This window comes from Streptomyces sp. NBC_01335, assembly GCF_035953295.1.
Classification (GTDB): Bacteria; Actinomycetota; Actinomycetes; order Streptomycetales; family Streptomycetaceae; genus Streptomyces.
In genome coordinates, this window is record NZ_CP108370.1 from 1,777,965 (window position 1) to 1,802,593 (window position 24,629).

The 24,629-nt window shown below is 72.0% G+C and carries 19 protein-coding genes; 4 read left to right on the plus strand and 15 right to left on the minus strand.

Annotation, left to right across the window (positions count from 1 at the left end; all coding sequences use genetic code 11):
* Positions 1 to 424: 424 nt before the first annotated feature.
* The 6 genes from whiA to uvrA all read right to left on the minus strand — a co-directional run bounded on the left by whiA (position 425) and on the right by uvrA (position 9,486).
* Positions 425 to 1,414: a DNA-binding protein WhiA gene (gene whiA, locus OG599_RS07335; protein ID WP_266703180.1), complete on the minus strand. Its 990-nt coding sequence runs from the start codon at positions 1,412 to 1,414 to the stop codon at positions 425 to 427.
* Entirely contained in the window at positions 1,405 to 2,439 is a 1,035-nt protein-coding gene (locus OG599_RS07340) for a gluconeogenesis factor YvcK family protein (RefSeq protein WP_327175135.1), read from the minus strand. The genes whiA and OG599_RS07340 overlap by 10 nt, the downstream gene beginning before the upstream one ends.
* Entirely contained in the window at positions 2,436 to 3,413 is a 978-nt protein-coding gene (gene rapZ / locus OG599_RS07345; protein ID WP_327175136.1) for an RNase adapter RapZ, read from the minus strand. Before rapZ ends, OG599_RS07340 begins: the two co-directional genes overlap by 4 nt.
* Positions 3,410 to 5,611 (minus strand): excinuclease ABC subunit UvrC, encoded by a 2,202-nt coding sequence (gene uvrC, locus OG599_RS07350; protein WP_327175137.1) that lies wholly within the window; start codon positions 5,609 to 5,611, stop codon positions 3,410 to 3,412. The genes rapZ and uvrC overlap by 4 nt, the downstream gene beginning before the upstream one ends.
* A gap of 109 nt (positions 5,612 to 5,720) precedes the next feature.
* Positions 5,721 to 6,149, minus strand: a complete 429-nt coding sequence (locus OG599_RS07355; protein WP_327175138.1) for a Rieske (2Fe-2S) protein — start codon at positions 6,147 to 6,149, stop codon at positions 5,721 to 5,723.
* 298 nt (positions 6,150 to 6,447) lie between these two features.
* Positions 6,448 to 9,486 (minus strand): excinuclease ABC subunit UvrA, encoded by a 3,039-nt coding sequence (gene uvrA, locus OG599_RS07360; RefSeq protein WP_327175139.1) that lies wholly within the window; start codon positions 9,484 to 9,486, stop codon positions 6,448 to 6,450.
* A 175-nt stretch (positions 9,487 to 9,661) separates the two neighbouring features.
* Here uvrA and OG599_RS07365 point away from each other — a divergent pair, with 175 nt between their 5' ends.
* The gene (locus OG599_RS07365; RefSeq protein WP_327175140.1) at positions 9,662 to 10,351 is read left to right on the plus strand and encodes a maleylpyruvate isomerase family mycothiol-dependent enzyme; all 690 of its coding nucleotides are present in this window, start codon (positions 9,662 to 9,664) and stop codon (positions 10,349 to 10,351) included.
* 10 nt (positions 10,352 to 10,361) lie between these two features.
* On the plus strand, positions 10,362 to 11,018 hold the full coding sequence (locus OG599_RS07370) for an MBL fold metallo-hydrolase (RefSeq protein WP_327175141.1): 657 nt from the start codon (positions 10,362 to 10,364) through the stop codon (positions 11,016 to 11,018).
* Between the two features lie 100 nt (positions 11,019 to 11,118).
* Here the strand turns inward: OG599_RS07370 and OG599_RS07375 are convergent, their stop codons facing one another.
* The 5 genes from OG599_RS07375 to OG599_RS07395 form a co-directional block, all read right to left on the minus strand.
* A complete protein-coding gene (locus OG599_RS07375) occupies positions 11,119 to 12,153 on the minus strand; it encodes a TerC family protein (RefSeq protein WP_327175142.1) in 1,035 nt (344 codons plus the stop codon).
* 357 nt (positions 12,154 to 12,510) lie between these two features.
* The gene (locus tag OG599_RS07380) at positions 12,511 to 14,427 is read right to left on the minus strand and encodes a TerD family protein (RefSeq protein WP_327175143.1); all 1,917 of its coding nucleotides are present in this window, start codon (positions 14,425 to 14,427) and stop codon (positions 12,511 to 12,513) included.
* A 274-nt stretch (positions 14,428 to 14,701) separates the two neighbouring features.
* Positions 14,702 to 15,280 carry a TerD family protein gene (locus OG599_RS07385; RefSeq protein ID WP_327175144.1) on the minus strand — a complete coding sequence of 193 codons (579 nt, stop codon included), beginning with the start codon at positions 15,278 to 15,280 and terminating at the stop codon, positions 14,702 to 14,704.
* A 150-nt stretch (positions 15,281 to 15,430) separates the two neighbouring features.
* Entirely contained in the window at positions 15,431 to 17,572 is a 2,142-nt protein-coding gene (gene uvrB, locus OG599_RS07390; protein ID WP_327175145.1) for an excinuclease ABC subunit UvrB, read from the minus strand.
* Between the two features lie 39 nt (positions 17,573 to 17,611).
* Complete coding sequence (locus OG599_RS07395; protein WP_327175146.1) at positions 17,612 to 18,487, minus strand: MHYT domain-containing protein; 876 nt, start codon at positions 18,485 to 18,487, stop codon at positions 17,612 to 17,614.
* A 457-nt stretch (positions 18,488 to 18,944) separates the two neighbouring features.
* Here OG599_RS07395 and OG599_RS07400 point away from each other — a divergent pair, with 457 nt between their 5' ends.
* Complete coding sequence (locus tag OG599_RS07400) at positions 18,945 to 19,490, plus strand: methylated-DNA--[protein]-cysteine S-methyltransferase (protein ID WP_327175147.1); 546 nt, start codon at positions 18,945 to 18,947, stop codon at positions 19,488 to 19,490.
* 255 nt (positions 19,491 to 19,745) lie between these two features.
* Here the strand turns inward: OG599_RS07400 and OG599_RS07405 are convergent, their stop codons facing one another.
* Positions 19,746 to 20,393 (minus strand): uridine kinase, encoded by a 648-nt coding sequence (locus OG599_RS07405; protein WP_327175148.1) that lies wholly within the window; start codon positions 20,391 to 20,393, stop codon positions 19,746 to 19,748.
* Between the two features lie 68 nt (positions 20,394 to 20,461).
* Positions 20,462 to 21,130 (minus strand): winged helix-turn-helix transcriptional regulator, encoded by a 669-nt coding sequence (locus OG599_RS07410; protein WP_327175149.1) that lies wholly within the window; start codon positions 21,128 to 21,130, stop codon positions 20,462 to 20,464.
* Positions 21,131 to 21,214: 84 nt separating this feature from the next.
* Between OG599_RS07410 and OG599_RS07415 the strand changes: the two genes are divergently transcribed.
* Positions 21,215 to 22,426 (plus strand): pyridoxal phosphate-dependent aminotransferase, encoded by a 1,212-nt coding sequence (locus tag OG599_RS07415; protein ID WP_327175150.1) that lies wholly within the window; start codon positions 21,215 to 21,217, stop codon positions 22,424 to 22,426.
* A 94-nt stretch (positions 22,427 to 22,520) separates the two neighbouring features.
* Here OG599_RS07415 and OG599_RS07420 read toward each other — a convergent pair whose 3' ends face one another.
* Both OG599_RS07420 and OG599_RS07425 read right to left on the minus strand, forming a co-directional pair.
* Positions 22,521 to 23,201 carry a TMEM175 family protein gene (locus OG599_RS07420; protein ID WP_327175151.1) on the minus strand — a complete coding sequence of 227 codons (681 nt, stop codon included), beginning with the start codon at positions 23,199 to 23,201 and terminating at the stop codon, positions 22,521 to 22,523.
* A 111-nt stretch (positions 23,202 to 23,312) separates the two neighbouring features.
* Positions 23,313 to 24,548, minus strand: a complete 1,236-nt coding sequence (locus OG599_RS07425; protein ID WP_327179952.1) for an SWIM zinc finger family protein — start codon at positions 24,546 to 24,548, stop codon at positions 23,313 to 23,315.
* Positions 24,549 to 24,629 lie beyond the last annotated feature (81 nt).

Here is a 24,629-nt window from a genome sequence, read left to right on the forward strand (position 1 = left end):
CCTCGTTAGGTACGCCGGGTTTCGACGCCGGCGAGTTGTATGGGATGTCCCCGACCGCCTCCGACCCTACCTCTCATGTGGCCCGCGGGTGACATCGAGAGCCCTCGTACGCGCCCCGATGAGCGCTACTGACCAGTAGGAACAGGGCGCTCCGCCTTGCCGGGCGTTCCCCGACCGGCCTTCGGGCCACAAACCGGATTCTGTCCGGCGACGATGGAAATGTGCCCAACGCCCGTACACACACGGACGATCAGGGCATGACGGGCTCGCGCCGCGTGTCCCGGGTCCGCGTCGGCCGCCTCGCCCGGCGCTCCGCGCACGCCCCGGCCGGGTCTTTCCCGGACAGCGAAAAAGCCGCCGCCGGCGTCTCCGTGGAAGGAGCGCCGGCGGCGGCCGTATACGACAGGGGCCCGCTGCGGCGGTCTCAGCCGACCAGGCCGTCCGCCATCTCCTCGCTGAGGGTGGACTCGGTACCCGGGATGCCGAGGTCCTGGGCCCGCTTGTCGGCCATCGCCAGCAGTCGGCGGATGCGGCCGGCGACGGCGTCCTTGGTCAGCGGCGGATCGGCGAGCGCGCCCAGCTCCTCCAGGGAGGCCTGCTTGTGCTCCATGCGCAGCCGTCCGGCGGCGGCGAGGTGCTCGGGGACCTCCTCGCCCAGGATCTCCAGGGCGCGGCCCACGCGGGCACCGGCGGCCACCGCCGCGCGGGCGGAGCGGCGGAGGTTGGCGTCGTCGAAGTTGGCGAGCCGGTTGGCGGTCGCCCGGACCTCGCGCCGCATCCGGCGCTCCTCCCAGGCCAGCACGGACTCGTGGGCGCCGAGCCGGGTCAGCAGGGCGCCGATCGCGTCGCCGTCGCGGACCACCACGCGGTCGACCCCGCGGACCTCGCGGGCCTTGGCGGCGATGGAGAGCCGGCGCGCGGCCCCGACGAGCGCGAGCGCCGCCTCGGGACCGGGGCAGGTGACCTCCAGCGAGGAGGACCTGCCCGGCTCGGTGAGCGAGCCGTGCGCCAGGAAGGCCCCGCGCCAGGCCGCCTCGGCGTCGCAGGTGGCCCCCGAGACCACCTGCGGGGGCAGCCCGCGGATGGGCCGGCCCCGGCCGTCCACGAGACCGGTCTGGCGGGCCAGCTGGTCGCCGCCCGCCACGACGCGTACGACGTACCGGGAACCGCGCCGCAGCCCGCCGGGGGCCATCACGATCAGCTCCGAGGCGTGCCCGAAGATCTCCAGGATGTCGCGCTTGAGCCGGCGGGCCGCCATCGCGGTGTCCAGCTCCGCCTCGATCACGATCCGGCCGCTCACCAGGTGGAGCCCGCCCGCGAAGCGGAGGATCGCGGAGACCTCCGCCTTCCTGCAGCAGGTCCGGGTGACGGGAAGCCGAGAGATTTCGTCCTTCACCGCTGGCGTCATCGCCATGGGCCGATCCTTCCATGCATCCGAAAAATACGGTCGTACGCGGCGGCCAGCAGCTCCGGATCATGAATCGGAACACCGTCCGGCGAGGCCACGGGAGCCAGCTCCACTGCGGCACCGAGCCGCTTGGCGGCATCGGCGAGGGACTCGCGGTCAGGCACGGCGGCCTCGTCGGCCAGCACCACGTCCATGGCGAGTTTAGGGGCGTGTCGCCCCAAAACCTCCAAATGACGCTGCGGGGAGAAGCCATCTGTTTCACCGGGTTGCGGTGCGAGGTTCAGCGAGAGCACCTTGCGGGCCTTCGTCGCGACCAGCGCGTCGAGCAGATCCGGGACCAGCAGATGGGGGATGACCGAGGAGAACCAGGAGCCGGGTCCGAGCACCACCCAGTCCGCGTCCAGGACGGCTTCGACCGCCTCCGGGACGGCGGGCGGGGCGTGCGGGACCACCTGCACGGACTGCACCTCGCCCGGGGTGAGCGCCACCGTCGCCTGGCCGCGTACGGTCACGATCGCGTCGGGGCGGTCCGGGTCGTGCCCCCTGACCTGCGCCTGGAGTTCCAGGGGTACGGCGGACATGGGAAGGACCCGGCCGTGCGCGCCGAGCAGGGTGCCGACCAGGTCGAGGGCCTGGACGTGGTCGCCGAGCTGCTCCCAGAGCGCCACGATCAGCAGGTTGCCGACCGCGTGCCCGTGCAGGTCGCCCCGCGACTCGAAGCGGTGCTGGGTGACCCTGGCCCAGGTCTGCCCCCAGTCGTCGTCGCCGCAGAGCGCCGCGAGGGCCTTGCGGAGGTCGCCGGGCGGGAGCACGCCGAACTCGTCGCGGAGCCGGCCACTGGACCCGCCGTCGTCGGCGACGGTGACGACGGCCGTCAGATCGCCGGTGATCCGGCGCAGCGCGGTCAGCGAGGCGGAGAGCCCGTGGCCGCCGCCGAGGGCGACGACCTTGGGCGGGCCGCCGCGTCTGCGCCCGGAGCGGAGCGAGCCCGCTCGGCTCAGCCTCCGCAACCGCAGGTTGACGCTGGTCACTCGCGCCCCATGTCCCGGTGGACGAGGACGGTCTCGATCCCTTCGGCGGCGAGGCGCGCGGAGAGCTTCTCCGACATCGCGACGGAGCGGTGCTTGCCGCCGGTGCAGCCGACCGCGACGGTCACGTAGCGCTTGCCCTCACGGCGGTAACCGGCGGCGATGAGCTGGAGCAGCTCGGTGTACTGGTTGAGGAACTCCTTGGCGCCCGGCTGGTCGAAGACGTACGCGGACACCTCCTCGTTCAGGCCGGTGAAGGGGCGCAGCTCGGGCACCCAGTGCGGGTTCGGCAGGAAGCGGCAGTCGACCACGAGGTCTGCGTCGACCGGCAGGCCGTACTTGTAGCCGAACGACATCACCGTGGCGCGCAGCTCCGGCTCCTGGTCGCCGGCGAACTGGGCGTCCATCTTGGCGCGCAGCTCGTGGACGTTGAGGCTGGAGGTGTCGATGACCAGGTCGGCGTCGCCGCGCAGCTCGCGCAGCAGGTCGCGCTCGGCCGCGATGCCGTCGACGATGCGGCCGTCGCCCTGGAGGGGGTGGGGGCGGCGGACCGACTCGAAGCGGCGGACCAGGGCGTCGTCCGAGGACTCCAGGAAGACGATCCGGCGGGTGACGTGCTTGGTCTCCAGGTCCGCCAGGGACTCGCGGAGGTTGTCGAAGAAGCGGCGTCCGCGCACGTCCACGACGACGGCGATCCGGGCCACGTTGCCCTGGGAGCGCGCGCCGAGTTCGACCATGGTCGGGATCAGGGCGGGCGGGAGGTTGTCGACGACGAACCAGCCGAGGTCTTCCAGACACTTCGCGGCGGTGGACCGGCCGGCGCCGGACATCCCGGAGATGATCACCAGTTCGGGGATGGCCGCCGTGACGACGTCGCCCGTCTCGTTGGTGGTGCCCGTGCTCACGTGTGCTGCTCCGTCTGTTCGGTCCGGGTCCGGTCGGGTGGGTTCGGCTTGGCGGTGGTCATGGTCGGTCATGGCGTGCCCCCGTCGTTCTCGTCAATGATCTCTCCTGTGGCCGTGTTCACGGCGGGTGCGGCCGGAGCGGCCGTGGCGAGGGCCGCGGCCACCGACTCCGCTGTCCTGCGGCCTATCCCCTGGACCTCGCAGATCTCGTCGATTGTCGCCTGCCGCAGCTTCTTGACGGAGCCGAAATGCTTGAGCAGTGCGAGTTTCCGGCTCTCGCCGAGACCGGGGACGCCGTCCAGCGGGCTGCTGCGGACCCGCTTGGCCCGCTTGGCCCGCTGGTAGGTGATGGCGAAGCGGTGGGCCTCGTCGCGCACGCGCTGGAGGAGGTAGAGGCCCTCACTGGAGCGCGGCAGCACCACGGGATCGTCGTCGTCGGGCAGCCAGACCTCTTCGAGGCGCTTGGCGAGGCCGCAGACGGCGATGTCGTCGATGCCCAGCTCGTCCAGGGCCCGCTTCGCGGCGGCCACCTGGGGCTGTCCGCCGTCGACCACGACGAGCTGCGGCGGGTAGGCGAACCGCTTGGGGCGGCCGTCGTCCTCGCGCGGCTCGATGTCCTCGCGGGGCTCGGTGATATCGCGGGGCTCGGCGGCGTCGTGGGGGGCGGTGGCCTCGCGGGGCACCGTGGCGTCGCGGGGGGCGGTGTCGTCGGAGGTGCCTGTTCCGGGGATGCCTGATGCGGCGGCGTCGCGCGGCTCGGTTCCGTCCTGGGAGCCCGTTCCGAGGACGCCTGATGCGGCCGCGCCCGCTCCGGGGGCGTCCGCTCCGGGGGCGTCCGCTCCGGGCGTCTCCTCCCACTCCCCCAAGCGCTCCTTCTCCTGGAGGTAGCGGCGGAACCGGCGGCCGATCACCTCGTGCATGGACCGGACGTCGTCCTGGCCCTCGAACCCCTTGATCTGGAAGCGGCGGTACTCGCTCTTGCGGGCGAGCCCGTCCTCGAAGACGACCATCGACGCGACGACGTCGTCGCCCTGGAGATGGGAGATGTCGTAGCACTCGATGCGCAGCGGGGCCGTGTCGAGACCGAGTGCCTCGGCGATCTCCTCCAGGGCCCGGGAGCGGGTGGTCAGGTCGGAGGCGCGCTTGGTCTTGTGCAGCCCCAGGGCCTGCTGGGCGTTGCGCTGGACCGTGGCCATCAGGTCCTTCTTGTCGCCGCGCTGCGGGATGCGCAGGCTGACCTGGGAGCCCCGGCGGTGGGCGAGCCACTCGGAGACCGCGTCGGGGTCCTCGGGCAGGGCCGGGACGAGGACCTCCTTGGGTACGGAGTCGCCGCTCTCCTCCCCGTACAGCTGCTGGAGGGCGTGCTCGACGAGGCCGGAGGTGTCGACGGCCTCGACCTTGTCGGTGACCCAGCCGCGCTGGCCGCGCACCCGGCCGCCGCGCACGTGGAAGATCTGGACGGCTGCTTCCAGCTCGTCCTCGGCGACGGCGATGAGGTCCGCGTCGGTGGCGTCGGCGAGCACGACCGCGCTCTTCTCCATGGCCCGCCGGAGCGCCCCGATGTCGTCCCGGAGGCGGCCGGCACGCTCGTACTCCATGTCCTCGGCGGCGAGCATCATCTCCTTCTCCAGGCGGCGCATGTAGGCGCCGGTGCGGCCGGCCATGAAGTCGCAGAATTCCTCGGCGAGTTCGCGGTGCTCCTGGGGGCTGACGCGGCCGACGCAGGGCGCCGAGCACTTGCCGATGTAGCCGAGCAGGCACGGGCGGCCGGTGCGGACGGCGTTCTTGAAGACCCCGGCGGAGCAGGTGCGTACGGGGAAGACGCGGAGCATCAGGTCGACGGTCTCGCGGATCGCCCAGGCGTGGCCGTACGGGCCGAAGTAGCGCACGCCCTTCTTCTTGGCGCCGCGCATGACCTGGACCCGGGGGAACTCCTCGTTGAGGGTGACCGCGAGGTACGGGTAGCTCTTGTCGTCGCGGTACTTGACGTTGAACCGGGGGTCGAACTCCTTGATCCAGGAGTACTCCAGCTGCAACGCCTCGACCTCGGTGGAGACGACCGTCCACTCCACGGAGGCGGCCGTGGTCACCATGGTGCGGGTGCGCGGGTGGAGACCGGCCAGGTCCTGGAAGTAGTTGGCGAGGCGCTGGCGGAGGTTCTTCGCCTTGCCGACGTAGATCACCCGGCGGTGCTCGTCGCGGAACTTGTAGACCCCCGGGGAGTCGGGGATCTGTCCCGGCTTGGGGCGGTAGCTGGAGGGGTCTGCCATGTCTCACACCCTACTTCCGGCCGGTGACACCCAGGGGTGCCGTCCGCACTGTGCCGCCCGCGCGCTGTGCGGTACGCCCGTGGGCGCCGGGGCCGCTACCGCCGAGGGGTCAGGCGCCCGGCCCGGCGACGAGCCGGCCGCCCTCCGCGCTGACCGGGACGGCGGGCAGCGGCACGGTGGCCGGGCCCTGGATGACCTCGCCGGTCGTGGTGTCGAAGATGCTGCCGTGGCAGGGGCAGTGCCCCTCGTTCTTCTCGATCTTGGCCAATACGCAGCCGGCGTGGGTGCACTGGGCGCTGAAGGCCTTGTACTGCCCCTTCGCCGGGCAGGTCACCAGGACGCGCTGCTCCCGGTAGAGCTTCGACCCGCCGACCGGGACGGCGTCCGCCGAGCCGAGGTCCACCGGCGCGGTCGGGGTCGGGGTCTGGGCGTGGCCGAGCTTGGACTCGGTGGAGCAGGCAGCCGCTCCCAGCCCGGCGGCACCGGCGAGCGCGGCACCCTTCAGCACGGTGCGGCGGGTGGCGGGCAAGCCGGACATCGCGGTCTCCACGGGGGTCGGTGGTACGAGGTGTGCAGGGAGACGCACACGGGGTGCGCATGGCGGTACGGGCGTCGCGGGCCGGTGGGGCGACGGGGCGCTCGGCCGGGGCACGCGACGACAGAACCGACGATACCGGCGGAGATCGGCACCCCGGCGCCCGGGTCCGGGGCACGGGCCGGCGGGCCCGGCCGGCCCTCCGTACGGGCATGACCGGCAGGGGCAGGACGCGGTGCGGCCCGCCGGGGCGCCTCCTCCCGTGCGGGAAGGGGCGCCCCGGCGGGCCGGGGCGAGGGCGTCAGGCCTTGCGGGCGCGGGTCGCCTTCTTGGCCGGCGTCTTCTTCGCGGCCGGCTGCTTCGCCGTGACGGCGGCCGTGGCCGTCCGCCGGGCGGGGGCGGCCTGGGCCGCGACCGTCTTCTTGGCTGCGGTCTTCTTGGCGGCCGTCTTGCGCGCCGGCTTGCGCACGGAGGGCACGGCCGCCTCGTTGATCCGGTCGGTGTCCAGGACGTCCTGGAGGAACTTCCCGGTGTGGCTGGCGGGCACGGCCGCCACCTCCTCCGGGGTGCCTTCGGCGACCACCAGACCGCCGCCGTTGCCTCCTTCGGGGCCCATGTCGATGACCCAGTCCGCCGTCTTGATCACATCGAGGTTGTGCTCGATGACGACGACGGAGTTGCCCTTGTCGACCAGTCCGGAGAGGACCTTGATCAGCTTGCTGATGTCCTCGAAGTGCAGACCGGTGGTCGGCTCGTCCAGGACGTAGACCGTGCGGCCGGTGGAGCGCTTCTGGAGCTCGCTCGCCAGCTTCACGCGCTGCGCCTCACCGCCGGAGAGCGTCGGCGCGGACTGTCCGAGCCGGACGTACCCGAGGCCGACCTCGTTGAGGGTGCGCAGATGCCGCGCGATGGTCGGAACGGCCTCGAAGAACTCCAGGCCCTCCTCGATCGGCATGTCCAGCACCTCGGCGATGGACTTGCCCTTGTAGTGGACCTCCAGGGTCTCCCGGTTGTACCGGGCTCCGTGGCAGACCTCGCAGGGCACGTACACGTCGGGCAGGAAGTTCATCTCGATCTTGATGGTGCCGTCGCCCGAGCAGTTCTCGCAGCGCCCGCCCTTCACGTTGAAGGAGAAGCGGCCCGGCAGATAGCCGCGCACCTTCGCCTCCATCGTCTCCGCGAAGAGCTTGCGGACGTGGTCGAAGACTCCGGTGTACGTCGCCGGGTTGGACCGGGGGGTCCGCCCGATGGGCGACTGGTCGACGTGGACCACCTTGTCCACGAGGTCGTCCCCGTCCACCCGGGTGTGCCGGCCGGGGACCGACTTGGCGCCGTTGAGCTCACGGGCGAGGTGGGTGTAGAGGATGTCGTTGACCAGGGTGGACTTGCCGGACCCGGAGACCCCGGTGACGGCGGTGAGGACGCCCAGCGGGAAGGAGACGTCGATGTCCTGGAGGTTGTTCTCCCGGGCGCCGTGCACGGTGAGGCGGCGGCTCGGGTCCACGGGGCGGCGGACGTCGGGGACGGTGATCTCCCGCTTGCCCGAGAGGTACTGGCCGGTGATCGACTGCTTGTTGGCCAGCAGTTCCTTCAGCGATCCGGAGTGGACCACCTTGCCGCCGTGCTCCCCGGCGCCGGGGCCGATGTCCACGACCCAGTCCGCGACCTTGATCGTGTCCTCGTCGTGCTCCACCACGATGAGCGTGTTGCCCATGTCGCGGAGCCTGACCAGGGTCTCGATCAGCCGGTGGTTGTCGCGCTGGTGCAGGCCGATGGACGGCTCGTCCAGTACGTACAGCACGCCGACCAGGCCGGAGCCGATCTGGGTGGCGAGGCGGATGCGCTGGGCCTCGCCGCCGGACAGGGTGCCGGCCGCGCGGTTGAGCGAGAGGTAGTCCAGGCCGACGTCGACGAGGAACCTCAGCCGCTCGTTGACCTCCTTGAGGACCCGCTCGGCGATCTTCTTGTCGCGGGCGTTGAGCTTGAGCCGGCCGAGGAACTCCGCGCAGTCGCTGATCGACATCGCGGCGACCTCGGCGATGGACTTCTCCATCACCGTGACCGCGAGGACGATCGGCTTGAGGCGGGTGCCCTCACAGGTCGGGCAGGGCACCTCGCGCATGTACCCCTCGAAGCGCTCCCGGCTGGAGTCGCTCTCGGCCTCGGAGTGCCGCCGCTTGACGAACTGGACGGCACCTTCGAAGGAGGGGGTGGTGTAGGCGCGCTCGCGGCCGTACCGGTTGCGGTAGCGCACCTCGGTCTTGATCTTGTGGCCGTGGAGCAGGGCCTTCTTGGCGCGCTGCGGCAGCCCGGCCCACGGGATGTCCGTGCGGAAGCCGAGGGCCTCGGCGAGTGCGCCGATCAGGCGGCCGAAGTACTCCTTGGTGTGGCCGTGCGACCAGGGGTGGATGGCCCCCTCGTCGAGCGACTTCTCCTCGTCCGGGACGACGAGCTCGGCGTCGACCTCCATGCGGGTGCCGATGCCGGTGCAGTCGGGGCAGGCGCCGAAGGGCGAGTTGAAGGAGAAGGAGCGGGGCTCCAGCTCCTCGAAGGAGAGGTCGTCGTACGGGCAGTAGAGGTGCTCGGAGAACATCCGCTCGCGCTCGGGGTCGTCCTCGGGAAGGTCGACGAAGTCGAGCACGACCATGCCGCCGGAGAGGCCGAGGGCGGTCTCCACCGAGTCGGTGAGCCGGCGCTTGGCGCTGTCCTTCACCGTGAGGCGGTCGATGACCACCTCGATGGTGTGCTTCTCCTGCTTCTTCAGCGTGGGGGGCTCGGAGAGCTGGATGGTGGTGCCGTCGACCCGGGCGCGGCTGTACCCCTTGGTCTGGAGGTCGGCGAAGAGGTCGACGAACTCCCCCTTGCGCTCGCGGACCAGCGGGGAGAGCACCTGGAAGCGGCTCCCCTCGGGCAGGCCGAGGACCTTGTCCACGATGGCCTGCGGCGACTGGCGGGAGATCGGCCGTCGGCACTCGGGACAGTGCGGCTTGCCGATGCGGGCGAAGAGCAGGCGGAGGTAGTCGTAGACCTCCGTGATGGTGCCGACCGTCGAGCGCGGGTTGCGCGAGGTCGACTTCTGATCGATGGAGACGGCGGGCGAGAGGCCCTCGATGAAATCGACGTCCGGCTTGTCCATCTGGCCGAGGAACTGCCGGGCGTACGAGGAGAGCGACTCGACATAGCGCCGCTGGCCCTCGGCGAAGATCGTGTCGAACGCGAGGGAGGACTTGCCCGACCCGGACAGCCCGGTGAAGACGATGAGGGAGTCACGGGGCAGGTCGAGCGAGACGTTCTTCAGGTTGTGCTCGCGCGCGCCACGGACGATGAGACGGTCGGCCACGCCGGTCCGCACCTTTCTTGAGAGAAACGGGGGAACTGAGCCCCCTGTCCAGGGTATGGGGGGCGCAACAGCGGTGTTGAAAGGTTTCGACTTCGAGCGTATAGCACGCACATTCGATTTCCGGCCGCTCGTAACCTCCTTCACCCGAACGAGTGGCAGGGCTACGCTCGGTCGCATGAGCGATCATGTGCGCGACCTGGCGTCTGTACGCGGAGCTACGGAACGGCTGCTCGCAGCCGCGGAATTATGGGACGAATCCACCGTCCCCGAACCGTCCCGACTGCCCGGTTGGAGCCGGGGCCATGTCTTGGCCCACCTGTCACGTAACGCCGACGCGCTCCGAAATGTTCTCCGCGGACTCCCGATGTACGCGGGGGGCGAAATCCGGGACCGTGACATCGAGGCCGGGGCGCCCCGGTCCCTCGCCGAGCACCTGGCCGATCTGCGCGGGAGCAGCGAGGGGTTCCTGGCCGAGGCCGCCGTGCCCGCCGACTGGTCACGCACCGTGGAGCTGCGCAACGGGGTGACGGAGTCCGCGTCCGAGCTGCCCTTCCGCCGCTGGGCCGAGGTCGAGCTGCACCACGTGGACCTCGGCGCGGGGTACGAGCTGGAGGATCTGCCGGAGGAGTTCACGGCCCGGGAGAGCGATTTCCTGGCGGAGCGCTTCGCCCGCCATCCGCAGGTGGTCTCCACCCGCGTCCGGTCCGGGAACGGACGTGTCCGGACCACGGGCGGCGGCGCGGACGGCCCGCCGGTCGTGGTCAGCGGGTCGGAAGCGGACGTACTGGGGTGGCTCTCGGGCCGTCGTGACGGCTCGGCGCTGAGCGTGGAGGGCGGCCCCCTCCCCGTACTGCCGCCGCTATAGGCTGCCGCCCATGACCTACAGCGGAGCGGTGCGGGTCGGCGGACCCGCGGACGTGCACGAGCTGACCGGCCTGATGATCTCCAAGGTCGCGGTCGGCCCGATGAACAACAACGCCTACCTGCTGCGCTGCCGGGCCACCGGCGAGCAGCTCCTCATCGACGCCGCCAACGAGGCGGACACCCTGCTGCGGCTCGTCGGCGAGGACGGCATCGCCTCCGTGGTCACCACGCACCAGCACGGTGACCACTGGCAGGCCCTGGCCGAGGTGGTGGCCGCCACCGGTGCCGTCACGTACGCCGGACGGTACGACGCCGAGGGCATCCCGGTCCCCACCACCGTGCTCGTGGAGGACGGGGACACCATCCGGGTCGGCGAGGTCACCCTGACCGCCCGCCACCTGGTCGGCCACACCCCCGGCTCCATCGCACTGGTCTACGACGACCCGCACGGGGCTCCGCACCTCTTCACCGGCGACTGCCTCTTCCCCGGTGGCGTCGGCAACACCCGCAAGGACCCCGAGGCCTTCGCGAGCCTGCTCCACGACGTGGAGACCAAGCTCTTCGACCAGCTGCCCGACGAGACCTGGGTCTACCCGGGCCACGGCCACGACACCACGCTCGGCGACGAACGCGGACAGCTCCCGGAGTGGCGCGCCCGGGGCTGGTGACGGGCCCCCGCGACGAGGGGCGCCCCGGTACCGAGGTCGGTACCGGGGCGCCCCTCGTTCGTCTTCACGGAGGCGAGGTGGAGGCCGGGTGTCGTGCGGGTCAGCCGTCGATGCCGCTGCCGCCGCCCTTGCGAGAACCGGTCCCGGCGTCGACCCCGGAGTCGGCGGTCTCCGCTTCGGCGGCCTCCGCCGCCGCCTGCCTCCGGCCTGCAATCAGGCTGGTGATGGTGGTGATCACCAGGACGCCGCAGATGACGGAGAGCGAGAGCGGGACCGAGATCTCCGGCACGTGCACACCCGATTCGTGCAGGGCGTGCAGCACCAGCTTGACGCCGATGAAGCCGAGGATCACCGAGAGCCCGTAGCTGAGGTGGACCAGCTTCTTCAGCAGACCGCCGATGAGGAAGTACAGCTGGCGCAGGCCCATCAGCGCGAACGCGTTGGCCGTGAAGACGATGTACGGGTCCTGGGTCAGGCCGAAGATCGCGGGGATGGAGTCGAGGGCGAACAGCACGTCGGTGGTGCCGATCGCGAGCATGACGACCATCAGCGGGGTCATGACGCGCTTGCCGTTGTTCCGGATGAAGAGCTTGGTGCCGTGGTACCGGTCGGCGACGCCGAAACGGTGCTCGATGGACTTGAGGAGCCGGTTCTCCTCGAACTCGTCCTCCTCCTCGTCGGCCCGCGCCTCCTGGATCAGCTTCCACGCCGTGTAGATCAGGAACGCGCCGAAGATGTAGAAGACCCAGGAGAAGTTGGCGATGACGGCCGCGCCCGCGGCGATGAAGACCGTCCGGAGCACCAGGGCGATCAGCACACCGACCAGCAGCACCCGCTGCTGGAGCTGGGAGGGCACCGAGAACTTCGCCATGATCAGGACGAAGACGAAGAGGTTGTCGACGCTCAGCGATTTCTCGGTGATGAAGCCGGCGAAGAACTCGCCGGCGGACTGACTGTTGCCGAAGACCAGCAGGCCCAGGCCGAAGAGGGCTGCCAGCGTGATCCAGACGACCGTCCAGATCCCGGCTTCCTTGGTCGACACGTCATGGGGCTTGCGCCCGATGAAGAAGTCGACGGCGATGAGGGCGGCCAGACCGAGAATGGTCAGCGCCCAGAGGGTCCATGAAACGTCCACTGCGCCTCCGGCAGTTCGCTACGGCTACTGATCAGCGTCGTCGCTGCCGGAGGTCTCTTCCACCCGGGCGCACGGGACGTGTGCCGGGCCGACGCCCCGGGACCGGTCACGGTCCGTACTGACGGGAACGCCACGTGTGGGAATACTCCCCTCCGTCCAAGAAACAGTACAGGTATACCCAAGAAAAGGTAAAGAGGATGGCAAAGAAGAATCAAAAGACCCTGGTCCCTGCGGCCCTACTGCGTCAGCGCGGCCGCCCTCCCGGCGCCCGCGGGCCTACGCTGCGCCGACGCGGCCCTTCCGCTGCGCCGACGCGGCCCACCGCGTCCCGCGTCCGTGCCCCGAGGTCCGTCCGCTTCAGCGGCCCCGGGCCCGCCGCGCCTCGGCCACCGCGGCCAGCACCTCCTCCAGAATCCCGCTGCCCTGCGGGACCCGTGGGGGTTCGTACGTCCACACGTGCCGCACCCAGGGGTCGGCGAGGTGGTCCCCGGCGAGCGGGGTGAGCCGGAGGAGCCCCCGCCAGAACGGCGCGAGGACCGGCCCGTACGCGGACGCCTCCTCCTGGTCCGCGACCAGCAGCAGGTGCACCCCGACGGAGGGGCCCTCCTCGGCGAGGTAGCGCAGCCGGGTGATCGCCCGGTCGTCGAAGCCGTGGGGGAAGTCGTTGACGACGAGCAGCTGTCCGGCGGGGTCGAGGTCGGGCGGCAACGCGTCGGCGGCACCCGCCCGCACCGCCATCTGGACCAGGTCGACGCGTCGGGTGAGGTGGTCGAGGACGGCGTCGACCCCGGCGGCCCCCCGCGCCGGCGGCCCGGCGAGCACCCCGGCACGGACCAGCGGCGCGAGGTCGGCGGCACCGGTCCCCGCCGGGTCGATGACCCGGAGCGACATCTCCCCCGCCGGGTACGCGGCGAGCAGCCGTACGGCGTGGACTACCGCGCTCTCCAGCGCGAGGTGCTTGCGCTCCGTGCCGTCCAGCAGGAGATCCGCCCCCGAGTCGCTCCGCCCCGCGTCGATCCACAGTCCGCGCTCCAGCGGGAGCCGGACCAGCAGCGGGATGCGGAGCTCCGGGCGCTCGGGCAGATGGACGTCGCCGAGCCGCAGCGCCCAGGGCTGTCCGGCCGGGGCCCGGTGAGCGTGCCACACGGGGTTGTCCCACCCGGCGCAGGCGGCCGGGAGCGCGGGCTCCACCACCTCGGACTCGGCCACCAGCTGGGCGAGATCCCGGTCGAGCACCTCCCGGGCGCGGGCGACCAGCTCGTCGTGTTTCGCCCTGGCCTCCTCCCGTGCGGCGTCGCCCGCCCCGCCGATGCGGTTGCGCGGGTCGGACAGGGCGCGGTCGAGCTCGGCCTCCAGCCGTGTCTCGGCGAAGTCGACGGCTCCCCGGTAGGCGGCGACACTGCGGGCCAGGTCCTCGAACATGCCCCAGACCTGGTTGTAGAGCCGCTCCTCCAGGGTGTGGCCGGCGGCGTCCCCGGCCACCGGGGCGGCAGGGCCGGACGGCTCGGCGGAGGGGGCGGTCGCGGAAGGCGGGGTGGCCGCGGTTGCGGTGGGCACGGCGGCCGGGGTGGTCCGGCGGCGGGGGTGCGCGTAGTCGATGCGGCCGCCGGGCGGGATCACCGCCGCCTCCGCCTCCACACCCGCACCGGACCTCGGCTCCGCACCGGCCTCCGTGGCCTCCGTGGTGGCGGTCGGGACGGCGGGGACGGCCTGGGCGGGGACGAGGTGGCCGGCGGCCGCCTCCTGGATCGAGGCTGCCAGCGCCTCCGCCCCGGTCAGCCCCTGGTCGGCGAGCATGCCCGCGAGCCCGGAGGCGTACCCCTGGCCCACGGCGCGTACCTTCCAGGCGCCGGCGCGGCGGTAGAACTCCAGGGCGTTGACGGCGGTTTCGGTGGCGAGCCCGGTGAGGGTGAAGTCGGCGATCCCGGCGCCCCCGGGCCCGCTGACGGCGACGAAGGGGGCGGCGGCCGCGCCGAAGCCGGCGGGGGTGCCGGGCGTCCGGGGAAGCGCCAGGAGGACGGTGACCCGGTGCACCTCCCCGGGCAGGGCGTCGAGGTCGAGAGCGAGCCGGTGCTCGGCGGCGGCGCGGCGGGACACCTCGATGCCGGGCAGCCTGGGCTCCCCCGGGTGGACGACCCAGTCGGCGCCCCGTACGGTGCCCCGCTCGTCGGCGAGGGTGGCTCCGGCCACGACGGGCGAGCCCGCCGACACCCGGACCTCCAGACGGGTGGAAGGCAGCGGGTGGTTCTGCCCCCGGACGAGTTCGGCCGTCATTGCCCTGTCCCCTTGCTGCGTGACCGTGTCGGTGCGTGAGCGTGCGTGACCATGTCGGTGCGTAAGCGCGTGTGCGTAAGCGCGTGTGGCTCGTGCGGTGGGTGGGCGCGCGTGCGGCCCTGCCGGGGTGCGCCCCGGGGTACGCGCAACTCCCGGCGGCGGGAGCCTCCGGGAGTTGGTCGGGCCCGTGGGCCCGTGGGTTCCGTCCGGTCCCGCCGGAGCCCGTCCCGCCGCGCGCGGCGGCGGTGCGGACGGGCTCTCCGGCGGGCGGCCGTCAGAGGTGCGGCAGGATCGCGGGCATCAGGTCCTGGAACGTGCGGCCGTTGGCCGGGTTACCGAGGGCCGTCATCTGCCAGCCGGCGCTGGCCCGGTGCACCTTCGCCATGATCTGGGCGGTGTACTGGCCGCCGCCGTCGAGCGTGTAACGGGCCAGTTCCTGGCCGTTGGTCTCGTCGACGATGCGGCAGAAGGCGTTCTGCACTTCCTGGAACGTCTGCCCGGTGAAGCTGTTCACCGTGAAGACGATCTGGTCGATGTGGACCGGAACCCTCGCCAGGTCCACCAGGATCGCCTCGTCGTCGCCGCCCGCTCCGGCGCCGCCGACGAGGTTGTCACCGGTGTGCTTGACCGAACCGTCGTCGCTCACGAGGTGGCGGAAGAACACCACGTCCACCGGCTGCTTGTCGGCGAACAGGACCGCCGAGGCGTCCAGGTCGATCTCCCGCGTGCGCGATCCGAAGAAACCGCGGCGCGCCGCCGCCTTCCAGCCGAGCCCCATCCGCACCGCGGTCAGGGTTCCCCCGTCCTGCTTCTGCAGGCTGATCGCCTGACCCTTGGTCATGTTGACCGTCACGCGCTGTCCCCTCTCCGCGTCGCTCCGCGTCGTACTCCGCAACCGTCCGTATGCGGTTTCCCCGCACCCTACGCATCACGCCCGTGCCGGAAGCCGGTCCGGTGCGTTCTGTGTCGTTCTTGCAACACGGCGAGGCCGCCGGTCCACACATCAGGCGATACCGGCCTCCTTCATCTGCCGCAGCTCCTTCTTCAGCTCGCCCACCTCGTCGCGCAGACGTGCGGCAACCTCGAACTGGAGGTCGGCGGCGGCGGCCCGCATCCGCTCGGTCATCTCCTCGATGATCCCGGACAGCTCCTCGGCGGGCCGGTCGCTGGTCACCGCGCCCCTGGCACGGGCCTTCCCGGAGTCTGCCTTTGCCTCCCCCGCCTTGCTCGCCTTGCCGCCGAGCGCCGGCACCGGGGCCTTGGCGCCCTTGGTCTGCCGGTAGCCGGTCCCGAGGAGCTGCTCGGTGTCGACCTCCTCGCGGGCGATGGAGGCGACGATGTCGTTGATCTTCTTGCGCAGCGGCTGCGGATCGATGCCGCGCTCGGTGTTGTACGCGATCTGCTTCTCGCGGCGCCGGTTGGTCTCGTCGATGGCCTGCGCCATGGCGGGGGTGACCTTGTCCGCGTACATGTGGACCTGGCCGGAGACGTTGCGCGCCGCGCGTCCGATCGTCTGGATGAGCGAGGTCGCGGAGCGCAGGAACCCCTGCTTGTCGGCGTCGAGGATCGCGACCAGCGAGACCTCGGGCAGGTCGAGGCCCTCCCGCAGGAGGTTGATGCCGACCAGGACGTCGTACTCGCCGGAGCGCAGCTCGCGCAGCAGCTCGATGCGGCGGAGGGTGTCGACGTCGCTGTGGAGGTACCGGACCTGGATGCCGAGTTCCAGGAAGTAGTCGGTGAGGTCCTCGGACATCTTCTTGGTGAGGGTGGTGACGAGGACCCGCTCGTCGCGCTCGGTGCGGGTGCGGATCTCGTGCACGAGGTCGTCGATCTGGCCCTCGGTGGGCTTGACGACGATCTCCGGGTCGACCAGCCCGGTGGGGCGGATGATCTGCTCGACGAAGCCGTCGCCGCGCGAGAGCTCGTAGTTCCCCGGGGTGGCGGAGAGGTAGACGGTCTGGCCGATCCGCTCCTGGAACTCCTCCCACTTCAGGGGGCGGTTGTCCAGGGCGGACGGCAGCCGGAAGCCGTGGTCGACGAGGGTCCGCTTGCGGGAGGCGTCGCCCTCGTACATCGCGCCGATCTGGGGCACCGTGACGTGGGACTCGTCCAGGACCAGCAGGAAGTCCTCGGGGAAGTAGTCGAGGAGGGTGTTCGGGGCGGTGCCGGGCGAGCGGCCGTCGAAGTGCATCGAGTAGTTCTCGACGCCGGAGCAGGTGCCGATCTGGCGGAGCATCTCGATGTCGTACGTGGTGCGCATGCGGAGCCGCTGGGCCTCCAGCATCTTGCCCTGCTTCTCCATGGTGGCCAGCCGCTCCTCCAGCTCCTGCTCGATGCCGGTGATCGCCTTCTCCATGCGCTCGGGTCCGGCGACGTAGTGGGTGGCGGGGAAGACGTGCAGCGAGGTGTCCTCGCTGATCACCTCGCCGGTGAGCGGGTGGAGGGTGGAGAGCGCCTCGATCTCGTCGCCGAACATCTCGATGCGGACGGCGAGTTCCTCGTAGACCGGGAAGATCTCGATCGTGTCGCCGCGCACCCGGAAGGTGCCGCGGGTGAACGCGAGGTCGTTGCGGGTGTACTGGATCTCGACGAACCGGCGCAGCAGCTGGTCGCGGTCGATCTCGTCGCCGACCTTGAGCTGGACCATGCGGTCGACGTACTCCTGCGGGGTACCGAGGCCGTAGATGCAGGAGACGGAGGCGACGACGACGACGTCCCGCCGGGTGAGCAGGGAGTTCGTCGCGGAGTGGCGCAGCCGCTCGACCTCCTCGTTGATCGAGGAGTCCTTCTCGATGTAGGTGTCCGACTGCGGGACGTACGCCTCGGGCTGGTAGTAGTCGTAGTACGAGACGAAGTACTCGACGGCGTTGTTGGGCAGCAGTTCGCGGAACTCGTTGGCCAGCTGGGCGGCCAGCGTCTTGTTGGGCGCCATGACGAGGGTCGGCCGCTGGAGCTTCTCGATCATCCAGGCGGTGGTCGCCGATTTGCCGGTGCCGGTCGCGCCGAGCAGGACGACATCCCTCTCACCTGCCCTGATGCGCTTTTCGAGCTCGGCGATGGCCGCCGGCTGGTCACCGCTGGGCTGGTAGGGACTGACGACCTCGAAAGGTGCCACCGAACGTTCGATCTTCGAAACGGGCCGCATGCATCCACCGTACGACCCGCCACTGACATCGGCTGCGGATCAGGGGCGCCGGGGCCTGCGGGCGCTGTCGAACACGGGCTCGGCGGTGGTGTCGCCGCGGCGCTGGACCGGGATGCCGCGCCGGTCCGTGCCGGTCCGGCGGGGGTCTTCGTCCCGGCCGGGGTCGCCTCCCACGATCAGCGGGTCGAACAGCACGATCACCCCTGCGAGCAGCAGGAAGGCCAGCGGGCCGACGAGGAGCGGTACGAGGATCGAGCCGATCGGTTCGCTCCCGGACCCGTCGGAGGCGCCGGAGACCAGGTGGACGCGGAGGGCCGCCATGCCGGTGTAGTGCATCCCGCTCACGGCGGCCCCCATGACGATGCCGGCGCCCAGGCTCGGCAGGAGGCCGTGGAGGGAGACGGCAGCCCAGAGCGCGGCGGTGGCGGCGACCACGGCGATGACGACGGAGAGGGCCACGGTGGCCGTCGAGTACGCGAACCGCCCGTGGAAGGCGATGGCCGCCATGCCCAGGTAGTGCATGGAGGCCACCCCCAGCCCGGTGAGGGTGCCGCCGGTGACCAGGGCCAGCGGCGTCGCGCCCCGGTAGCCCACGATGAAGATGCCGATGCCGACCATGACGATCGCCACGGCGAGGCTCGCGTACATCAGCGGCCGGTCGTAGGTGATCGAGGCTTCGTCGATGCGGAAGCCCATCATCGCGATGAAGTGCATCGTCCATATCCCGGAGCCGATGGACGTGGCACCGAGGGCGAGCCATCCGGCCCGGTAGGGGCGGCCGCTCCGGTTCGGCCCGGCGATACGGACGGACCGGGCGGTGCAGCGCAGTCCCAGCGCGGCACCGAGGCAGGCCATGAGGAAGGCCGCGACGGGAGTCACGAGGCCGTAGGAGAAGCCGTCCACTGTGCCCTGCATGCTGGATACGCCCTTCACGAAAACGCGGTGCTGGTGGTGCTCCGCCGGTCGGCGGGCGGGCCGGGGGCCCGTGGCTCCCGCCGACCGGGGAGAGGCCGCCGGTCGCCCCGGACGGGTGCCGCTCCTCGGTCGAAGGACCGGGGCACGCGGTCCCCGGCGGCGGCTCCGGGAGGCCCGGAGTTCCGCCGGAACCCGGGAACCCCGGCAAGCGCCCACAAGGGCGGCATTTTATCGCCCGTGAACTGGGGCGGTAGCGAAAAGGCCGCCCATGATCCAGCCCTCACCACTTCTCCCCCGGGTGAGGGTGACCGACACAATCCTGCGACTCCTTACGCACCACGACGCGTATCCCCCGGGCCCCGGCGGCCCGTGCGTGCGGGGCTCGCACCACCCGGATCCCGGGCCGGGACCGTCGGTCGCGCCGGCGGTGTCAGTGGCGGGCACTACCGTTCTCGGTATGACGAACGGCGCCCTCCGTGTGGAGTGGTCGGTGGTGGCGAGCCCCATCGGACCCCTGATGCTCGCCGCGACCGGCACCGGCCTGGTCTCGGTGACCTTCCACGCGCGGCCTTCCGTGCGTGACCGGACCCTGGCGACGCTGCGGGACAGACTCGGCGCGGAGCCGGTGGAGGGCGACGGTTCGGCCGCGCCCGCCGCCGCGGGACGCCTGCTCGACGCCTATTTCGACGGCACGCTGCGGGCGTTCGACCTGCCGCTGGACTGGTCGCTGACCTCGGGCTTCCACCGCCGGGTCCTCCAGGAGCTCGCCATGGGCGTCCCGTACGGCTCGGTCGTCGGTTACGGCGACCTGGCGGCCAGGGTGGGGCGGCCGGACGGGGCGCAGGCGGTGGGGGCGGCGATGGGGGCCAATCCGCTGCCGATCGTGGTGCCCTGCCACCGGGTGGTGGAGAGCGACGGCGGGCTCGGCGGGTTCGGCGGCGGGCTGGAGACGAAGAGGCGGCTGCTGGAGCTGGAGGGCGTGCTGCCCCAGCCCTTGTTCTGACACGGTCCCGGACGGGGGACGGGCCTCCTGACCGGAGACGGGCCGCCTGACCGGAGACAGGCCTCCTGGCCGGAGACGGGCGTGCTGACGGGAGACGGGCCGCCTGACCGGAGACGTACGCCCCGTCCGGAGAGGGCGTGCCGACCGGGCGTCCCGCCGTGATCCGCCCCGGCCGCGCGTCCCGCAGTCGTCCCGCCCCGACCGTGTACCTCACCTCCGTGCACCTCACCCCCGTGCACCTCACCTCCGTGCGCCTCACTCCCGTGCGCGCAGCCCCGTCCACGCCGGGTGGCGGGGGTCGTCGGCGCGGACGACGGCGTCGGCGTGGTCGGCGGGGGCGGTCTCGTCCTCGTACCGCGCGAAGGCGGGCAGGGTCCACTGGGCCTGCTCGTCGGTGTGCCGCCGCAACGCGCCCGGCGAGAGCCGCAGATGGACCGAGAGATCGAACGGGTACCACTGCCCCAGCAGCAACGGCCCGTGCAGCACCAGCACTCCGCCCTCGGGGAGCTCGTGGTACGGGCTGCGGGTGGCCCGGTCGGTGACCGGGTCCCACAGGTCCGGCAGGACCCGTCCGCCGCCGCCCGGTTCCAGCGGCCCGAACACCTCGCGCCAGAGCGCCCCGGTGTCGAACCAGCCCTGGGCGTACGAGTCGGGGTCCCGTCTGCCGTACTCGTACCGCAGACTCGCCGGGCGCAGGAACCCCTCGGTGGACACGACGAGTACGGCGCGTCCGCGCAGGCGCAGGGACTGGGCGAGGCGTTCGGCCAGCGGGCCGGTGCCCGCGGCGGGGGCGCCGTCGACGCCGATCCTGAGCCAGGGGCCGCCGCCGTCCGGGCTCAGCCCGTCCGCGTGCGCGGCGAGGGCCTCGGCCAGCCGGTCCCAGGTGATCGCTTCGAATCGCACCCGCCCATCATCCACCGGCCCGCGCGCCCCCGGACCGGCGGCCGGTCAGCCGCCGGTCCGGGCGTCACCTACCCGCCGCGCAACTCCGTGGCGAGCGGGCTCTCGCCGTACACCTCGATCCGGCCGTCCTTCACCGCCTGGGCGAAGCCGGTCTCCTCCCGGCCCATGGCCAGGCAGAGTTCGGCGTCCAGCACGATGCGGGCGTCGGCGTGGGGGGCCGCGCCGTAGCCGTAGACCTCCTCGCCGGGCGGCACGGGGCCCGTGCGTACGTGGAACTCGCCCTCGTCCAGGTGCACTTCGACCAGGCCGGAGTGGGCCGTCGCCGCCAGGGAGCGGCGCAGCGGGAGGGCGAACCAGTGGGCGCGTACGGCGTCGGTGGGGCGGCGTTCGTCCAGGGCGGGCGCGCCCCACTGGGCGAGGGCGGTGAGGACCGGGAGCAGTTCCCTGCCCCGGTCGGTGAGTTCGTAGACCGAGGCAGCGGCCGGGGGCGGCAGCTTGCGGCGGAGGGCGAGGCCGCTCTGCTCCATGTCCTTGAGGCGGGAGGCGAGGACGTCCGTACTGACGCCCGGCAGATCCGCGTGCAGATCGGTGTAGCGGCGCGGCCCGGCCAGCAGTTCACGGACGATCAGCAGGGTCCACCGGTCCCCGACGGAGTCCAGGGCTCGGGCGGTGGCGCAGAACTGGTCGTAACTGCGTCGGCGTACGGGGCGCGCTGCTGGCTGCTGCTGACGTGGCATACGACGCAGTCTAGACATGTTGTTGGACTTTCCAAGGTCGGGCTTGGTAAAACCAAGTATCGCAATCGGCAGGGGAGGAACCGCATGGAGTTCCGGCAGTCCAGCAAGCTCGACGAGGTCTGTTACGAGATCCGCGGCCCGGTCATCGAGCAGGCGAACGCGCTGGAGGAGGCGGGCCACAGCGTGCTCCGCCTCAACACGGGCAACCCCGCACTGTTCGGCTTCGAGGCGCCCGAGGAGATCGTCCAGGACATGATCCGGATGCTCCCCCAGGCGCACGGCTACACCGATTCGCGCGGCATCCTCTCCGCCCGCCGCGCGGTCGCCCAGCGCTACCAGGCGATGGGGCTGCCGGACGTCGACGTGGACGACATCTTCCTGGGCAACGGGGTCTCCGAGCTGATCTCCATGGCCGTCCAGGCGTTCCTGGAGGACGGCGACGAGGTGCTCGTACCGAGCCCCGACTACCCGCTCTGGACGGCGGTGATCACCCTCGCCGGCGGCAAGGCCGTCCACTACACCTGCGACGAGCAGTCGGACTGGAACCCGGACCTCGCCGACATGGCCGCGAAGATCACCGACCGCACCAGGGCCGTGGTGATCATCAACCCCAACAATCCCACCGGCGCGGTCTATTCGAAGGAGACCCTGGAGGGCATCCTCGGCCTGGCCCGCCGGCACGGACTGCTCGTCTACGCCGACGAGATCTACGACCAGATCCTCTACGACGACGCCGTGCACCACCCGGTCGCCTCCCTCGCCCCGGACCTGCTCACCCTCACCTTCAGCGGGCTGTCGAAGACGTACCGGGTCGCCGGGTTCCGCTCGGGGTGGCTGGTGGTCTCCGGACCGCAGGCGCACGCGCGCGGTTACCTCGAAGGGCTCACCACCCTGGCCTCCATGCGGCTGTGCGCCAACGCACCTGCGCAGTACGCCATCCAGGCGGCGCTCGGCGGCCGGCAGACCATCCGTGAACTCGTCGCGCCGGGCGGCAGGCTGCACGAACAGCGCGACCGCGCCTGGCAGAAGCTGAACGAGATCCCCGGGGTGTCCTGCGTGAAGCCGAAGGGGGCGCTCTACGCGTTTCCCCGGATCGACCCGAAGGTGCACAACATCGTCGACGACGAGCGTTTCGTGCTCGACCTTCTGCTGCGGGAGAAGATCCAGGTGGTGCAGGGCACCGGCTTCAACTGGCCCCGGCCCGACCACTTCCGCATCCTGACGCTGCCGCACGCCGACGATCTCGACGCGGCGATCAGCCGGATCGGGCGCTTCCTGGAGGGATACCGGCAGTGAGCCGGGGCCCGGCGCGGGCATTTCGCGGGATCGTCGGGGGTTCCTCGCGGGTCCCTCGCGGACTTTTCCTGGGCCGGCTCGGCCTCTTCGCGTCTCAGTGGGGGCGGGCCCTGCGTACCAGCCCCCTGAGCGGGATGTCGGCGAGCCAGAACCAGATGGCCGCGAAGGGGTGCCAGGCGAAGGCGAGCGGGATGGACACGGCGAAGACCAACGCCCGCGCCCCGAGGTCGACGGAGACCGACCAGGCGGAGGCAGCCGCCGCACTGTCCGTCGCCTGGCCGTCCGGCACCGGGGCGTCCGTCGCCCGGCCGTCCGGCACCGGGCCCGCACCAGGCGCCCTCCGGTCACGCCGTCCCGTCCGGAGCACGGCCAGCCCCAGCAGGTTGGTGACGGCGACGGTGGCCGCGTAGATCGCGACCGCGAGTGGTTCGGAGGCGTACTCGGAGAGCAGCGAGGTGGGGAAGGGGAGGAAGGCGATGGCGCCGAGCCAGATGAGCGCGAGCCTGAGCGGGGGCCCCTCGAACCGTGGCACCAGTGCCACGATGCGACGGTGGTCGCGCCAGAAGCCCGCGAGGATGACGAAGCTCAGCGCGTAGGCGCCGAAATCCGGCAGTACGTCCAGGACGGCGTCCCGGAAGCGGGCGTCGTCCAGGTCTCGGGGCACCCGGATGTCGAGCACCAGCAGGGTCATGGCGATCGCGAAGATCCCGTCCGAGAGGGCGGTCAGCCGGTCCGTGCCGCTCGCGCCGTCCGTCTGTGCCCGCTCTTCGCTCACCGGGCCAGCTTCCCCATGGCCGCACCGGCGCCGCGCGGATTACTCCGACGGCGGGCGGGCCGGGGCTGCCGTGTTCCGGCCGTCCGCCCCGCGCCGCACCGGCCCCGTCGGTCAGCGGCCGAGCAGTGCCAGCAGGACGCCCACCGGGTCGGTGCCCGGCATGCCGCGGGGCCACCAGTCCTCGCTGCCGGGGTCGGCTTCGTAGCCGTACCAGAGGTTGTCCCGGCCGAAGCGGAGCTGGAGCGTGCCGCCGGGGTGGCTGAGGTGGTTGCGCCGGGGCTGGAAGCGGGGGAAGTCGGAGGCCGCCAGAGCCGGGCGGGCCCGGTCGAAGGGGCCGGCCGGCGGGTCCCAGGGGGTCTCCAGCACGGCGAGGCCCTCCGCGCCGCCCTGCCGCCAGGCGGCCACGGCGCGGGCGAGGTCGGTGGTGTTCCGGCCGGTGGCGTAGGCGAGTTCGCGGTAGAGGGCCCGGCTGGTGGCGGTGAGCCCGGCGGTGGGTCCGGCGGCGGCCAGCCGCACGGCGTCCTGCCAGGCGCTCAGCCCGGCGATCGGGTCGCGGCCGGTGGTGAGGATCGCGTGGGCGCGGACCGCCGCGTCGGTGGCCAGCTGGTCCAGCGCCAACGGGTCGCGGGAGCCCGGCAGTTCTGGGTAGGCCGGCGGCCTGCCGGGGAGGGCGGGTACGGGCGGCGGGGGCGGCAGCGGCGGCAGGTAGCGCTCGGCGAACGCCTCCCGGGCGGGCACGGAGGGGGCTTCGGGGACCTCGGGGCGCTCGCGGGCGGCGTGCTCGGCGTTGCGCCGGGCGAGCTCGTCCAGGAGTTCGCGCTCACCGCGTCCGCGCAGCAGCAGCAGCACGAAGGGATCGGTGTCCAGCAGACGGGCCGTCTGGTAGCAGAGCGCCGCGACGTGCTTGCAGGGCAGCGCCCGGTCGGGACAGGAGCAGGTCGGGTCGAGGTCGTCGACGGCCGGCAGCAGCCTGACCCCGGCCCCCTCCGCGGTGTCGACCAGGGCGTGCGGCATGGTTCTGGCCAGCAGCGCGGAGAAGTGCCCGGGGCGGGCGGCGACCGCGTCCAGCAGGGTGTCCCAGCCGCTCTCGGTGAAGACCCGCAGGCGGATCTCCGCGCGGTACGGCCGGGGCCTGCTGCCGTGCACGTACGCGACGACCCGGCCGGGGGTGACGGTGATCGCGGCGACGTGGCCCGAGTCCGCGTACGCGCGGCCCCGGGCGAGGCGCCCCTCGTCCAGCGAGAGCCCCTCCAGCGCGTCCACCCAGGCGCGGCCCCACCAGCTGTCCGCGAAGGGCTCGCCCTCGGCGGACGTACGCGCGGGCACGGCCTCGAACGTACGGCGCAGGCCGTCCGGGCCGGGCCGGGCGGCGGGCGCCCGGCTGCCGGCCTGCGCAGCGGGCGTACGGACACCGAGGGAGCGGGCGGC